Source organism: Vibrio sp. YT-19(2023), from assembly GCF_033337395.1.
On the sequence record NZ_JAWOQN010000016.1, the window covers coordinates 100688 to 116225 of the forward strand.

General features: G+C 45.6%; 11 protein-coding genes. 8 read left to right on the forward strand and 3 right to left on the reverse strand.

What is annotated here, in order from left to right; translation table 11 throughout:
• The first annotated feature begins 181 nt into the window (after positions 1–181).
• The 3 genes from R7E78_RS13815 to R7E78_RS13825 all read left to right on the forward strand — a co-directional run bounded on the left by R7E78_RS13815 (position 182) and on the right by R7E78_RS13825 (position 4393).
• Positions 182–1906 (forward strand): acetolactate synthase 3 large subunit, encoded by a 1725-nt coding sequence (locus R7E78_RS13815; RefSeq protein WP_005379695.1) that lies wholly within the window; start codon positions 182–184, stop codon positions 1904–1906.
• A gap of 1 nt (position 1907) precedes the next feature.
• Positions 1908–2402: an acetolactate synthase small subunit gene (gene ilvN / locus R7E78_RS13820; RefSeq protein WP_005379697.1), complete on the forward strand. Its 495-nt coding sequence runs from the start codon at positions 1908–1910 to the stop codon at positions 2400–2402.
• Between the two features lie 110 nt (positions 2403–2512).
• Complete coding sequence (locus R7E78_RS13825) at positions 2513–4393, forward strand: GGDEF domain-containing protein (RefSeq protein ID WP_005379698.1); 1881 nt, start codon at positions 2513–2515, stop codon at positions 4391–4393.
• Between the two features lie 54 nt (positions 4394–4447).
• Here the strand turns inward: R7E78_RS13825 and R7E78_RS13830 are convergent, their stop codons facing one another.
• Entirely contained in the window at positions 4448–5134 is a 687-nt protein-coding gene (locus R7E78_RS13830; RefSeq protein WP_080659233.1) for a GntR family transcriptional regulator, read from the reverse strand.
• 157 nt (positions 5135–5291) lie between these two features.
• The gene (gene pykF, locus R7E78_RS13835) at positions 5292–6704 is read right to left on the reverse strand and encodes a pyruvate kinase PykF (RefSeq protein WP_005379700.1); all 1413 of its coding nucleotides are present in this window, start codon (positions 6702–6704) and stop codon (positions 5292–5294) included.
• 433 nt (positions 6705–7137) lie between these two features.
• Here pykF and R7E78_RS13840 point away from each other — a divergent pair, with 433 nt between their 5' ends.
• Positions 7138–7899, forward strand: a complete 762-nt coding sequence (locus tag R7E78_RS13840) for a DeoR/GlpR family DNA-binding transcription regulator (RefSeq protein ID WP_005379701.1) — start codon at positions 7138–7140, stop codon at positions 7897–7899.
• Positions 7900–8009: 110 nt separating this feature from the next.
• Positions 8010–9842, forward strand: a complete 1833-nt coding sequence (glmS, locus tag R7E78_RS13845) for a glutamine--fructose-6-phosphate transaminase (isomerizing) (RefSeq protein WP_033906046.1) — start codon at positions 8010–8012, stop codon at positions 9840–9842.
• A gap of 84 nt (positions 9843–9926) precedes the next feature.
• On the opposite strand, the gene R7E78_RS13850 is transcribed toward glmS, so the two are convergent.
• Positions 9927–11009, reverse strand: coding sequence for a glycerol dehydrogenase (locus tag R7E78_RS13850; RefSeq protein ID WP_005379703.1), 1083 nt, complete (start codon positions 11007–11009; stop codon positions 9927–9929).
• A gap of 353 nt (positions 11010–11362) precedes the next feature.
• Here R7E78_RS13850 and dhaK point away from each other — a divergent pair, with 353 nt between their 5' ends.
• Genes dhaK through ptsP form a run of 3 tightly spaced genes read left to right on the forward strand, consistent with a single transcriptional unit; the run spans position 11363 to position 15472 of the window.
• Positions 11363–12421, forward strand: a complete 1059-nt coding sequence (gene dhaK, locus R7E78_RS13855; protein ID WP_005379704.1) for a dihydroxyacetone kinase subunit DhaK — start codon at positions 11363–11365, stop codon at positions 12419–12421.
• 14 nt (positions 12422–12435) lie between these two features.
• The gene (dhaL, locus tag R7E78_RS13860) at positions 12436–13071 is read left to right on the forward strand and encodes a dihydroxyacetone kinase subunit DhaL (RefSeq protein WP_170890667.1); all 636 of its coding nucleotides are present in this window, start codon (positions 12436–12438) and stop codon (positions 13069–13071) included.
• Position 13072: 1 nt separating this feature from the next.
• On the forward strand, positions 13073–15472 hold the full coding sequence (gene ptsP / locus R7E78_RS13865; RefSeq protein WP_318057948.1) for a phosphoenolpyruvate--protein phosphotransferase: 2400 nt from the start codon (positions 13073–13075) through the stop codon (positions 15470–15472).
• Positions 15473–15538: the final 66 nt, after the last annotated feature.

Consider the following 15538-nt stretch of genomic DNA (forward strand, 5'->3'; position numbering starts at 1 on the left):
TAGACCCATTGATAATAAAACGTTACATTTGTTGGGTAACCTTGCGGGATGTTATGACGAACGCAAGACATAGCCGAAAACGTGGAAGTATTTCGATTAGGCTACGAATAAGACCTAGACTATGTAAAACCAGACCAATCCGTTGACCTTACGGTGAGGAAACTGGCTAAGGAGAGCAATTATGACAGCAATGTTGTCAGGCGCAGAGATGGTGGTTCAATCTCTGATAGAAGAGCACGTAGAGCAGATCTTTGGCTACCCAGGTGGCTCTGTTTTGGATATCTACGATGCACTGCATGCCAAAACCGATCAAATCAAACACGTACTTGTAAGGCATGAGCAAGCCGCCACTCATATGGCAGATGGTTACGCTCGAGCTACCGGTAAACCGGGTGTCGTACTTGTGTGCTCGGGGCCGGGCGCGACCAATACCATTACGGGTATTGCAACAGCGTATATGGACTCTATCCCAATGATCGTTATCTCGGGTAACGTACCGAATAGCCTAATTGGTAATGATGCTTTCCAAGAGTGTGACATCGTCGGTGTCTCCCGCCCAGTGGTCAAACACAGCTTTTTAGTAAAAAAAGCGGAAGATATTCCTGAAACAATCAAAAAAGCGTTTTATATCGCGACTACAGGTCGACCTGGTCCAGTTGTGATTGATTTGCCAAAAGATGTGATGAACCCGCAAATCAAACTGCCTTATCAATATCCAGAAACGCTTTCAATGCGTTCTTACAAGCCGACAACTTCGGGCCATAAAGGCCAGATTAAAAAAGCGCTTAAATCGCTATTAGAAGCGAAAAAACCAGTGCTTTATATCGGTGGTGGTGCGGTGATTTCTGGCGCTCATGAACATATTTTAGAGCTTTCCGACAAACTGAACCTACCCGTTGTGAGTACTTTGATGGGCTTGGGGGCATTCCCGGGTACACATAAAAACTCACTGGGCATGTTGGGTATGCACGGCACTTACGAAGCTAATATGGCAATGCATGAAGCGGATCTTATTTTTGGTATCGGTGTGCGTTTTGATGACCGTACAACCAACAACCTTGAAAAGTACTGCCCAAACGCAAAAGTGATGCATATTGATATCGATCCGTCATCGATCTCGAAAAACGTGAAAGTGGATTTGCCGATCGTAGGTTCTGCGGAAAAAGTGCTGACAACCATGCTCGGGCTGCTTGCAGAGCAAGGTAGTGGAAATGATCAAGATGCTATCACTGCATGGTGGGATGACATTCAAGTATGGCGTGACCGCAACTGCTTGTCTTATGAAACGTCTCCAGAACGAATCAAGCCACAGCAAGTAATTGAAACGCTGCACAAGCTAACTAATGGCGACGCATATGTGGCGTCTGATGTGGGCCAGCATCAGATGTTTGCGGCGCTGTACTACCCATTCAATAAGCCGCGCCGTTGGATAAACTCTGGTGGTCTTGGCACCATGGGATTTGGTCTTCCGGCTGGCATGGGCGTGAAGTTTGCCATGCCACAAGAAGAGGTCGTGGTTGTGACTGGTGACGGCAGTATTCAGATGAATATTCAAGAATTGTCGACAGCCATGCAATACGACATTCCAGTGAAGATCATCAACCTGAACAACCGATTCTTAGGCATGGTAAAACAGTGGCAAGACATTATTTATCAAGGCCGTCACTCTAATTCTTACATGAGTTCTGTTCCTGACTTTGCAGCGATTGCAGAAGCTTATGGTCACGTCGGTATTCGTATCGAAACGCCTGATCAGCTCGAAGAAGGGCTACAAAAAGCGTTGGATATGAAAGATCGTCTGGTGTTTGTGGACATCAACGTAGACGAAACCGAACACGTATACCCGATGCAAATCAAAGGTGAGGGTATGGATAAAATGTGGCTAAGCAAAACGGAGAGAACTTAATATGAGACACATTATTTCATTGCTATTGGAAAACCAACCGGGTGCGTTGTCTCGTGTTGTTGGTTTGTTCTCTCAACGTGGTTACAACATTGAATCTTTGACGGTATCACCGACTGATGATGAAACCTTGTCGCGAATGAACATTACCACGACATCTGATGAGATGCAGTTGGAACAAATTCAGAAGCAGTTACACAAATTGATCGATGTGCTGAAAGTACAAGAAGTCACCGAGTATGAGCACATTGAGCGTGAACTGATGATGGTGAAAGTGAAAGCCAGTGGTTTTGCGCGAGCAGAAGTGAAGCGGACGGCAGACATCTTTCGTGGCCAGATCGTGGATGTCACGGCTTCCCAATACACCGTACAACTTGCGGGTACGAGTGAAAAGCTAGATGCCTTCATTCAAGCGATATCCGAAGTGACCGAAGTTGTCGAAGTTGCTCGTAGTGGTGTCGTTGGCATTGCGCGAGGAGAGCGAGCCCTCAAACCTTAACTCTCTGATTGCATATAGAAAAGCCACTTAATCTAAGTGGCTTTTTTGTTTAGAAAATAACAATTAATGATATAATTGTCGTTTTAGTAAGCATGATAGGCATTAGACGTGTGAAAGTACCTAAGCGAGTCGGCACCTTATTGGCGACAGCACTATTTTTTAGTGCACTCACTGCCGCTTACTACTATCAGAAATATCTGACGTTGTTAGAAAACAATGTTGAGAACACCGCTCAAGAAGCGTTACATCAATTGGCCTATACTGGCCGTGAATACAGCAATATTCAGGATCAAATCGAAACGATCAGTGACCTACTTGGTCACAGCCAAAGTCTGTATGAATATCTGCGCCAACCTAACCGGGTGAACCGTTCCATCTTAGAAGACATGTGGATCTCGGTCGCAATCAATCAAAAGTTGTATAAGCAAATTCGCTTTCTTGATGTTTCTGGTCGAGAAAAAGTGAGGATTAATTATGAGATTGAAACAGGCGCTGCGTTGCCCGCGATCAAATTGCAAAATAAGTCAGAGCGAGATTACTTTCAATTCGCTAAGAACTTAGACGATGGCGAAATCGCTTCGTGGGGGATAGGTTTAGAACGAGAGTATGGCGAGTTAGTCTATCCCTATAGCCCGTCACTGCGTATTTTGATGCCTATTTCGCTTAACGGAAAGCGCGAAGGGTATCTTGTGCTTAATGTTGATATTGACTATTTATCCTCTCGACTCAACTATTCGTCAGTGCTTGATTTCCATATTGAGCTGATTAAGAGTGACGGATTTTACATTGATAGCCCTAAATCAGCTCGTTTGTATGGCCATATAATTCCCGCTCGCTCTCAATTTAATTTTGGCCGGATGTACCCAAACATTTGGCGTAGTTTAAATTCAAAAGATTCGGGCTATGCTTACAATGGTTCGAATTTGGTCGCGTATCGCACCATCCAGTTTGTTTCTAGCGAACCTCTTCATCTGGTTATTGATCTTACCAATGAGCAGTTATTATCCCGAGCTCAGAGGGATATTGATGACTTAATCCAAGAAGCGTTTTTTGTTTTAAGTTTGGTGCTCGGCTTCACTTTGCCGACGGCAGCCCTTGCTCTGCATTATCGGCGTCATAGTATGGAATCGAAGTTGGCTCGAGCTGCTCTTGATGGTATGACTGCGGTGATGATCTCGGATGCTTCGCATAGAATCATCATGGTTAATCAAGAGTTTGAAAACATGATGGGTTACTCAACCAAGCATGCCCAAGGTTGGAGTGCACATCATTTAATTCTCTTACCTGAAGATCTCGAAGCAAACCTGAGTATCTGGAAAACACTGAAGAGTGAACACGTATGGGAAGGGGAGATTCGTTGTCGAACTAAGTTTAATCAAGTCTTTACCGCAATAATGCGTATTCAGGCGAATTTAACCAAATCAGGTAAAGTGAGTTATTACATTACGTCGCTGGTGGATATCTCTGGGCAAAAAGAGTTAGAAGAAAAATTACGAAACCTAAGCGAAAAAGATGGCTTGACGGGGTTGTGGAACCGCCGAAAATTTGAAGAGCAATTGGCGCAATATGCGGGGATTATTGAACGCTATCCTGATAGCCCTCCTGCTTGTTTGGCGTTGTTTGATATTGACCACTTTAAACGTATTAATGACGAGCTTGGCCACGACGAAGGAGACAAGGTGATTTGTAGTGTCGCAGAAACCCTCCTAGAAGAAGTCCGCAGCACAGACTTTGTATCTCGTGTCGGTGGTGAGGAATTTGCAGTGATTATGCCGCATACAACACTAGAAGAGGCTGAAATTGTATTGAACAGGCTACGTGTCGCGGTTCAAATGCGTAGTGATAGAGGCATTACTGTCAGTGCTGGATATAGTGATTTAACCTCTGATCGTACAAGAACGTATAAATGTGCTGATATTGCTTTGTATGAGTCAAAAAGTGCAGGGCGTAACTGCGTATCGCTGTGTCATAGTTATGATGATATTGCTTAGCGCTTTTGCAAAAATGAATAAACGGGGATAGCCCCCGCTTTTTCAGTCTGAGCGTTATTCGCTAGCCAGTATGCGACATTGGTTGTCGATGGCGGCTTCGATACACTGTATTGACTGTCTCAAATAACGCTCTAGATAACCTAAAGCATCCTGACTCTTTTTGTCTAGCGATGCCTTCATCAGTATTTCTTGCTCATCGAGATTACAGTGCCCAGGGTTCCCTGTGCCTAAAATCTGCATCGCGAAGTATTGGTAGCGTTTAATTTGCGTGAGTAGATCGCGGAAAAACCCAAACATATTGACAGAGCCAGCACCTTCAAACAGCGCAGTAAGAAACTGATTTTGGCGCTCTTCCCATTCCCTCCAACAAAAGCTTTCGCCAGGTTTTACTCGGGATAACTTGTGATAAGCAGTTAGTACATCCAGTTCCCATTTTTCATCGCCAATCATAATTGCCTTACTGAGTAAGCATGCGGAGACCATTTGCAGGCTTTCGTACAAGTCATGTAACTCATCTTTACATACAGGTGCAACCCAGCAGCCTTTTTGCGGCTCGAGTTTGACGTATTTGCTCCAAGATAATTGCACCAATGCTTCTCGAATGGGTGACGCTCCTACGTTGTACTTCTCTTTGAGTTCGGCAACCACGAGTTTTTGACCTGGTTTAAGCTCGCCATCGAGAATATCCTGACGGATCATTCTTAATACTTTGTCGGTAAGAGTGGGACTAGACACATACACCTCATAGAAACTTTAATCGTGACGATAAAATTAAACAGTACGAAATTCTGATAGAGGTGAATAATACAATTAGCCTATTATGAGAGCAAGAAAGCCATATAAAAAAGGAGGGCATAAGCCCTCCTTCTCAAGAAACTGAAGTGTTAAAAGTTCAGTCTTATAGTACGTGTACAGAAGCTGTGTTCGTAGTACCTGAAGCAACTAGAGCGCCAGAAACCATAACAACGATATCGCCTTTGTTACCTAGACCTGATTCTAGAGCAAGTTCTTTACCCGCTACGTAGAATGCGTCAGTGCTTTCGATTGAATCAACAACTACTGGAGTAACACCTTTAGTTAGAACTAGCTGTGCAGCAGTTTTCTTGTTAGTTGTTAGCGCTAGAATGTTTGCAGTTGGGAAGTACTTACGTACTGAACGTGCAGACTTACCGCCTTCAGTTGCAACAACGATAAGTGGAGCAGCTAGTTTCTCAGCTGTGTCTACTGCACCTTTACATACTGCTTCAGTGATGCGTAGGCGTGGGCTGTCTAGACGAGAACCTAGTTCAGCTTTTAGCGCTGAGTCAGTACGGTTCGCGATTTGAGCCATGATAGTTACCGCTTCAACAGGGTATTTACCTTTCGCCGTTTCACCAGAAAGCATTACTGCGTCAGTACCGTCCATTACCGCGTTAGCAACGTCGCCTGCTTCCGCACGAGTAGGACGTGGGTTGTTGATCATAGAATCAAGCATTTGAGTTGCTGTGATAACCATCTTACGTGCACGGTTACACTTCTCGATCATCATTTTCTGAGCGAAGATTACTTCTTCAGCTGGGATTTCAACACCTAGGTCACCACGTGCAACCATGATGCCGTCAGAAAGATCTAGGATCTCGTCGAAGTTATCAACACCTTCTTGGTTTTCGATCTTAGAGATGATGTGGATGTTCTCGCCGCCGTTTGCAGCAAGTACTTCACGGATTTCTTGAACGTCAGACGCTTTACGGATGAAAGAAGCTGCTACGAAGTCAACGCCTTGCTCACAACCAAACTTAAGGTCGTTCTTATCTTTTTCAGATAGTGCAGGTAGGTTTACAGAAACGCCAGGAAGGTTAACACCTTTGTTTTCGCCTAGTGCACCGTTGTTAAGAACTTTACATTTAACTTCAGTTTCAGTCTTAGAGATAACTTCCATCTCGATTAGACCGTCGTCTACTAGGATAGTGTTACCTACGTTTAGGTCGGCTGCGAAACCAGCGTAAGTTACTGCAACTTTATCTTTGTTACCTACAACTGAAGTGTCAGTTGTGAAAGTGAATTCTTGACCTGCTACTAGATCAACATCGTTACCGCCTTCTAGCTTGATAGTGCGGATTTCTGGACCTTTAGTATCTAGAAGAATTGCTAGTGGTTTGCCAGTAGCTTCCATTACTTTACGGAAGTTCGCGATACGAGTGCCGTGTTCTTCGTAGTCACCGTGAGAGAAGTTAAGGCGCATTACGTTCATGCCTGCGTTAACTAGTTCAGTTAGCTTCTCTACAGATTCTGTTTTAGGGCCAATCGTACATACGATTTTGGTCTTTTTCATGGAAGATACTCTCCGGTAAGTATAGTTACAATTTGAAAGTCGGTTATTTACTCTGAAGTCAGGACGTTTTTGATGACATTTAGTACCTGTCATCCACCGATTTTTCGTCTCATTATTAGAACTTCAGATTCTGAAAGTCTTTCACCAAGTTTAGTCATTTTATGACTAAAAGATCGGCGATTTTGGTTACCTTTTTGTGACTAATCCCACTTTATATGCAGAAAGTTGCAAAAAAATAGCCTTCAATTCTGTAATTTTTTTTCTTTTCGGTGGCGAATTCTACCACTGAATGAATCCAATATCACTGTTTAAGAATTGTCTTAGGACAAGGTTTTATCGAGAAATATTAATTTTTTGGATCGAAATAAATGGACTTGAAAGTTTCGGTTTGACTATAATAAGTTTCACATCGAAACTTAAAGTCAAAACTTAAATGTCGAAACGAAATACTCAATTAAGAAGACACGCCATTTCTAACTTGGTTTCTGAACTAGGAGAAGTCAGCGTTGATGAACTTGCTCAGAAATTCGAAACCTCAGAGGTCACGATTAGAAAGGATTTAGCTTCTTTAGAGAAAAACGGCCAACTTCTACGCCGCTATGGCGGTGCGATTGCTATCCCAAAGGAAGTCATTCACGAAGAATTGGGCGCTAATGTTTCGACTCGAAAGTTAAGCTTAGCAAAAGCAGCAGCATCATTGATTCGCGATCATAATCGCATCGTGATCGACAGTGGCAGCACGACTGCCGCGCTGATTCAACAGTTGAATGACAAACGTGGCTTAGTGGTCATGACCAACTCGTTGCATGTTGCTAACGCCCTAAATGAATTAGAGAGCGAACCGACACTGCTGATGACTGGCGGTACTTGGGATACGCACTCAGAGTCCTTTCAAGGCAAAGTAGCCGAATCTGTATTACGAGCTTACGACTTTGACCAACTATTCATCGGTGCGGATGGCATCGATCTCGAGCGTGGAACCACGACATTTAATGAGTTGGTTGGCTTAAGTAAGGTAATGGCAGAAGCGTCACGTGAAGTGATCGTAATGATAGAGTCCGAAAAAATCGGCCGTAAGATCCCAAACTTAGAGCTCGCTTGGCATCAAGTTGATGTGTTGGTGACCGATGCAGATATCCAAGCAGAGCATAAAGTACAGATTGAACAACATGGCGTGAAAGTCATTTGCGCCTAATGATGTAATCAGTTTCATATTTCACTTCCCTCTGGATAAAGGCCTTTGCTTGCTGCCTCTATTTGAAATCATGGCTAGGGAAGAACAAAACTACAAACGGAGATAAACACATGTGTGGAATCGTAGGTGCAGTAGCACAACGAGATGTTGCAGAAATTTTGGTTGAAGGTCTACGCCGCTTAGAGTACCGCGGTTACGACTCTGCTGGCGTTGCGGTTGTTGATGGCGAATCAAACCTAACGCGCGTTCGTCGCTTGGGTAAAGTACAAGAATTGGCTGATGCAGTAGAAGAAGCAAAAGTGATCGGCGGAACTGGCATTGCGCACACTCGTTGGGCGACGCACGGTGAACCTTCTGAAATCAATGCTCACCCACACATGTCTGGTGATATCGCAGTTGTCCATAACGGCATCATCGAAAACCATGAAGAGCTGCGTGAGCTGCTTCAATCTCGTGGCTACGTGTTTGAATCGCAAACGGATACAGAAGTTATCGCACACATGGTTGAGTGGGAACTTCGTACTTCAGAAACGCTATTAGAAGCGGTACAAAAAACAGCAAAACAACTTGAAGGCGCATACGGCACGGTAGCGTTGGATCGCAAAGATCCTTCACGCATCGTAGTAGCGCGTTCAGGCAGCCCGATCGTGATCGGTTTTGGTGTAGGTGAAAACTTCCTAGCGTCTGACCAACTTGCATTACTTAACGTTACGCGCCGTTTCATGTACCTAGAAGAAGGGGACGTAGCAGAAATTACTCGCCGTGAAGTCACTGTGTTTGATGCAACGGGTGAGCCAGTTGAGCGTGAAATTGTTGAATCTAACGCAGAGCATGATGCAGGTGATAAAGGCCAATACCGTCACTTCATGCAAAAAGAAATCTATGAGCAACCTAAAGCGTTGATCAACACAATGGAAGGTCGTATCACGGCAGACTCTGTTGTGACAGACGCGATCGGTGTGCACGCGGCAGACATTCTAAGCAAAGTAGAACACGTACAAATCGTCGCGTGTGGTACGTCTTACAACGCAGGTATGACAGCGCGTTACTGGTTTGAAGACATTGCTGGCGTTAGCTGTGATGTAGAAATCGCGTCTGAGTTCCGTTACCGCAAGTTTGTGACTCGTCCAAACAGCCTTCTTATTACGTTGTCTCAGTCTGGTGAAACTGCAGATACGTTAGCAGCACTTCGTCTTGCGAAAGAGAAAGGTTATATGGCGGCGATGACCATTTGTAACGTAGCAGGCTCTTCTCTGGTTCGTGAATCAGATTTTGCATTCATGACTCGCGCTGGCGTCGAAATCGGCGTGGCTTCAACCAAAGCGTTCACGACTCAGCTTTCTGCACTACTTATGCTGGTAACAGCACTAGGTAAAGAGCAAGGCCGCATCAGCAAAGAGAAAGAAAAAGAGATTGTTGAAGCGCTGCATGCACTTCCTAAGCAAATCAACGCGGCACTTTCTTTCGAGAAAGAAATTGAAGCACTAGCAACGGATTTTGCAGACAAGCACCACACATTGTTCCTAGGCCGTGGCGAGTTCTACCCAATCGCGATGGAAGCGTCTCTAAAACTGAAAGAGATCTCTTACATCCACGCAGAAGCGTACGCGGCGGGTGAACTAAAACACGGTCCTCTTGCGCTGATTGATGCTGACATGCCTGTTGTTGTGGTTGCACCAAGCAACGACCTACTTGAAAAGCTAAAATCAAACGTTGAGGAAGTACGTGCGCGTGGCGGTCTTCTGTATGTATTCGCAGATGCAGACGCAGGCTTCGAAGGCGATGAAACAATGAAGATCATCACGATGCCTCACGTTAGTGAAATCACGGCGGCGATCTACTACACCATCCCAATGCAATTGCTGTCTTACTACGTAGCACTGATCAAAGGTACGGACGTAGACCAACCACGTAACCTAGCGAAAGCGGTAACGGTTGAGTAATTACGCTTAACAGCAAAAATCCTGAGCGGCACATGCGAGAGTATGTGCCGCTTTTTTATTTAAACCCATTTTAAGGTTTGTGAGTTATTGACCCAACTGGTGAGCGGTTAGAATTGCAGAGTAGACATTTTCTGCCGTCACTGGGAATGGCATATTGTGGATGGTTTCTCCCTCGGCCGTTGAGGCTTCGGCGACCTCGCGCAACTTAGCGTGGTTAAGCTCTTTAACGCCCATATCAAATAAGTTGGTTGGTAGACCTACAGAGCGGCAGAATGCAAGAACCGTATTAATCTCTTCCATCGCTGCGTTTTCTAGTACCAGCTGAACTAGTGTGCCGAACGCGACTTTCTCACCATGATAGAGATGATGACACTCTTCAAGCTTAGTTAGGCCGTTATGAATAGCGTGAGCACCCGCTAGACCACTGCTTTCAAAACCGATACCGCTAAGGTATGTATTGGCTTCAATAATGTTTTCTACCGCTTTGGTGCTCACACCATTTTCTACTGCAGCTTTTGCTTTTACACCATCTTCAAGCAAGGTTTCATAGCAAAGTTTCGCAAGCGCTTGTGCTGAACGCGTCGCTAACCCACCAGCCATTGTTGCCTTACCAGAAGTCATGTTGGCACGAGCTTCAAAGTAGGTGGAAAGCGCGTCGCCCATCCCCGATACAAGTAAGCGAACAGGGGCTTTGGCGATGACTGACGTATCCATGATGACCATGTCTGGGTTTTTAGGGATCATCAAATATTCTGCAAATTCACCTTCAGGTGTGTATATCACCGCAAGCGCTGAGGTTGGCGCATCAGTCGAGGCAATCGTAGGAACCACCACGACAGGAATTTTTGTGTAAAACGCAACAGCCTTTGCTGTATCTAACGTTTTACCACCACCAATACCGACAATGACATCGTGTTTCTGAGTGGCACAAATGTCCGTGATGCGTTCAATCTCAACGCGTGAACATTCGCCACCAAAAATGTTCATAGTGAGTGGAAGCTTTTCGTCAGCAAAACTTTGTTTGACGTCATCACCAACCAGGTTAGTCACGAACTCATCGGCAATTACTAACGGACGTTCACCCAATGTTTTCACATAGTGAGCGATAGATGTAAGTACTTGTTCACCTTGGACGTATTTGCTTGGGCTGATAATAATTTTGTCCATAATTCAAACCTTTAACCTTTTTTATGTGTGTTTTGGACTGCAATGAATATCCATTGTAGGGATAAGGTTTATATTAGGTTTGGTGTGGTAAGTGGTGAAGGATATCTCTGGTTTTGTTCCATGCTTTTATGACCTCTGTGTCAAACCGACTGCCAGAAGTAATAAGAATCAGCATGCTTTATGGCGACGATCACTATTCAGGAAAATTTGTCGTTTTTCGTTTCATATTGAAACAATAATGCCGAAGTTTTTGTTTCAATATGAAACGGATTGATTTTTGTTGAGCACGCATTTTCTCTGTTTAAGATGAATTCATACCCTACATAAAAATATAAATGGAATGAGATAGAACGATGAAAAAGTTAATTAACCAAGTTGATGATGTTGTATTGCAGCAAATGGAAGGTCTGGCTTTATCTCGCCCAGAGCTAAAAGCGAACTACGAACCTCGTTACATGTGGCACGAGGAAACACCGGGGCAAGTGGCACTGGTTTCTGGTGGTGGCTGTGGTCATGAACCTTTGCACGCAGGTTTTATTGGTAAAGGCATGCTGACAGGCGCCTGCCCTGGAGAGGTATTTACTTCACCAACGCCAGATCAAATGTACGAATGTGGCAACCAAGTGAATACTGGTGAAGGCGTGCTATTTATCATTAAAAACTACACCGGAGACGTGTTGAACTTTGAAACGGCTGTGGAGCTGCTTCATACCGATGGCATCAAAGTTGGGTCGGTGTTGGTGGATGACGATGTTGCAGTCAAAGACAGCCTGTATACCGCTGGTCGCCGTGGCGTAGCTGGAACGGTATTGGTTGAAAAGTTAGTTGGGGCTGCCGCGAGCAAAGGTTATTCGTTGGAGCAATGTGAAGCACTGGCTCGTCGCGTTAATAATCACTGTCGTTCATTTGGCGTGGCGCTTAATGCTTGTGTTGTACCCGCAGCAGGTAAACCATCTTTTGTTCTGGAAGATGATGAAGTTGAGTTTGGTGTTGGTATCCATGGCGAACCAGGTATCAAGCGAGTGAAATACACCGATGTCGATACGTTAGTGGATGAAATGTTTGCTGAAGTTGCTGAAAACACGCCTTATCAGCGCACATTGCGTATTTGGAATCGTGACGAAGGTGAATGGGATGAAGTGGAATCCAGCATTGAGCCTTTCGCCGCTGAACACGACTACATCGTGATGGTGAATGGTATGGGTGGTACGCCAACTTCAGAGCTTTACGGAGTGTACCGCCGTCTGGCTCATAACTGCGAGCAAGCAGGGTTCCGTATCGTACGTAATATGGTTGGCAACTTCTGTACGTCACTCGATATGGAAGGCGTTTCGATTACGTTGCTGAAGGCAGACAAAGAGATGTTGGAGCTGTTTGATGCTCCTGTCGATACGGCCGCGATCAAGTGGTAACAGGGGGAGCAAACATGCAAATTGAAAAACAACATATCGTTCACTGGCTAGAGTTATGTGCAAAAACGTATCAAGAGAATCAAGATTTTCTGACCGACCTTGATCGTGATATTGGTGACGCCGACCACGGTCTCAATATGAACCGTGGCTTTAAAAAAGTTGCTGAAAAACTGCCGCAATTTGCGGACCAAAATATCGGCAGCATTCTCAAGAATACGGGCATGACCTTGCTTTCTAGTGTCGGTGGGGCAAGTGGCCCGCTGTATGGCACGCTGTTTATTCGCACGGCTGCCGCTGTCGGAACCCGAGAGCAACTAACGTTTGAAGAGTTGGTCGATGCACTAAAAAGCGGTGTGGATGGCGTGGTGTCTCGTGGTAAAGCAGAGCTGGGTGATAAAACCATGTGTGATGTTTGGTTACCCGTTTTAGTTAGCGTGAAGGCGTCGTTAGAAAATGGCATGAACGCCGATCACTTACTGAATGAAATGGTTGAGCTAGCAGAAACGAACGCGGTTGCCACGATTGAAATGTTGGCGAAAAAAGGGCGAGCAAGCTATTTAGGTGAACGTAGTATTGGCCACCAAGACCCCGGTGCAACCTCTTCTTTGTTAATGATTAAAGCACTACAGCAGGCAATAGCAGGTAATTAAGATGGTGGGAATTGTAGTTGTATCTCATAGTCGTCGACTTGCAGAAGGGGTGGCAGAACTTGCCACCCAAATGACGCAAGGCAAAGCCAAGCTTGCGATTGCTGCTGGGATTGATGATCCAGAGAACCCGATCGGAACCGATGCCATTGCAGTGATGGAAGCGATTGAGCAGGTACAAGATCAACAAGGGGTTGTTGTGTTGATGGATCTTGGCAGCGCGTTGCTTAGCACGGAAATGGCTCTGGATCTGATTGATGATCATGTGAGGGAAAATGTCACCCTTATCTCGGCACCTATTGTTGAAGGAACCATGGCGGCGTCGGTGGCTGCCGCCGCCGGACTACCTTTATCGACGGTAGTCGAAGAGGCACAGAATGCGTTAAGCGTAAAACAAGAGCACCTTGGTGATCAGCCACTAACGTCCGCTGAGATAGCGCCAGTATCAGAGAACTTTGAGCAAGAACGGACATTTGATTGGGTAGTGCAAAATCCGCATGGATTACATGCTCGTCCCGCTGCGGCCATTGTTGGTGCACTCGCGCCTTTTGACTGCCAATTATGGTTGAAAAAAGGCGAGCGCCGTGTGAACGCGAAAAGCTTAAACAGCATTGCGAAACTTGGCGTTCGTAGTCAAGAGACGATCACCTTATGCGCACTTGGACCTCAATCCAGTGAAGCAATCAAGGCATTTGAAGCCTTAGCTAGTGAGCACTTCGGAGAAAAAGAGGCGGTTGAGCAAGGCATTGTCGAACCTGAAGAAAGCTCGGATACTCTGCTCGATGGCATGGCCTCAAATCAGATTGAAGGTGCTGTTGTTGGTATTCGAGTCAATGACGGTATCGCTACTGCTCCTGCTGTCCTTTTTACTCATGAAATGCCAGCTGTGCCTGAACGTGATTTCCAAAGCGAACAAGATGAAATTGAACGGGTTAAGCGTGCGATAGGCGTGGTTGTTCAACATTTGCAGGAGCAAGCGAAGCAGCCGAAAGGGGAAATATTTTCCGCTCATAGCATGATGCTCAGTGACCCAGAATTATGGGCATCGGTCGAGTCGCGAATTCAAACGGGCATGATAGCCGAGCAAGCTTGGATAGAATCACTACAAACGTTGGCCGAAGAGTTTCGCCAGGCAGAAAGTCAGTACATGCGGGAGCGCGAAGCAGATGTGCATGATATCGCACGCCAAGTTATGGTCGAAATGACAGGCGTAACGCCTAATGCCATCGACATTCAGGAACCGAGTATTTTGTTGGCCCGCGACCTGATGCCTTCTGATGTGGCCGGGCTTGATAAATCGAAAGTGCTTGGTATCTGTTTGAGTGAGGGAGGGAAAACCTCTCACAGTGCGATTCTTGCCCGTGCGATGGGGATTCCTGCCATCGTTAAAGCTCAGGGCTGCCTTGATGCTGTGCGTGCTGGTCAAGTGGTGACTATTGATGGCTTTCGAGGGCATTTATGGTTCTCTCCTTCAGATGCCATACAGCAGGAATTAGAAGCGCAACAAATTGAGTGGCAAAGCACCCGACAAAGTGCACTAGCGAGTGCTCAGCAAGCCGCAGTCACCTGTGATGGTGTCCATATTCCAGTACTCGCCAATATTGGTGGACCGAAAGATATTGATGATGCACTAACATCAGGAGCTGAGGGCGTTGGTCTATTTCGGACTGAGTTTCTATTTCAAAACAGTGATGAGTTGCCAACTGAGGAAGCGCAATACCAAGTGTATCGTGATATTGCCGCCGCACTTGGTGATAAGCCACTTACGATTCGTAGTCTAGATGTTGGCGGTGATAAGCCTTTAGCCGCTTATCCTATGCCAGCGGAAGATAATCCATTTTTAGGTTTGAGAGGGGTGCGGTTGTGCCTTCAACATGAGTCATTGTTTACCGCTCAACTTCGAGCCATTCTGAGAGCCTTTCACGAGCAACCGAATATTCAATTGATGATACCGATGGTGGCTCAGGTTGAAGAAGTGAGAAAAGTAAAAGTGCTGTTGGCGCATCAAGCAAACCAACTCGGCTTGGATGCGACTCATTTGCGCGTTGGTATTATGATTGAGGTGCCAGCCGCGGTATTAAATGCTGATGCGTTAGCCCAAGAAGTCGACTTTTTCTCTATCGGCACCAATGATTTGACTCAATATGTTATGGCCGCCGATCGAGGTAACGCCGCTGTTGCTGAATTGGTGAGCTACTTTGAACCATCGGTACTAAAAGCCATTGAGCTCACGTGTGCAGCAGGCGATCGCGCGGGCATACCGGTTAGTATGTGTGGTGAGATGGCTGGCGATCCAAATGCCACAGAAACATTGCTCCGCGTGGGGTTGCGAAAATTCAGCGCCAGTTCGAGCATGCTACCGGGACTAAAAGCGCAGATTCGTCAGTTGTCTGTCGATGTTTAATCGATACCTTATCGTTAGTACACCTGTACCGGCGTGCTTACGCCGGTTTTACTTTTGTTATAGGAA

Bases quoted from the DNA above. Each gene is read 5' to 3' on its own strand.
- R7E78_RS13815 (WP_005379695.1), top strand. From the start codon at position 182: ATGACAGCAATGTTGTCAGGCGCAGAGATGGTGGTTCAATCTCTGATA.
- ilvN (WP_005379697.1), top strand. From the start codon at position 1,908: ATGAGACACATTATTTCATTGCTATTGGAAAACCAACCGGGTGCGTTG.
- pykF (WP_005379700.1), bottom strand. From the start codon at position 6,704: ATGAAAAAGACCAAAATCGTATGTACGATTGGCCCTAAAACAGAATCT.
- R7E78_RS13840 (WP_005379701.1), top strand. From the start codon at position 7,138: ATGTCGAAACGAAATACTCAATTAAGAAGACACGCCATTTCTAACTTG.
- glmS (WP_033906046.1), top strand. From the start codon at position 8,010: ATGTGTGGAATCGTAGGTGCAGTAGCACAACGAGATGTTGCAGAAATT.
- R7E78_RS13850 (WP_005379703.1), bottom strand. From the start codon at position 11,009: ATGGACAAAATTATTATCAGCCCAAGCAAATACGTCCAAGGTGAACAA.
- dhaK (WP_005379704.1), top strand. From the start codon at position 11,363: ATGAAAAAGTTAATTAACCAAGTTGATGATGTTGTATTGCAGCAAATG.
- dhaL (WP_170890667.1), top strand. From the start codon at position 12,436: ATGCAAATTGAAAAACAACATATCGTTCACTGGCTAGAGTTATGTGCA.
- ptsP (WP_318057948.1), top strand. From the start codon at position 13,073: ATGGTGGGAATTGTAGTTGTATCTCATAGTCGTCGACTTGCAGAAGGG.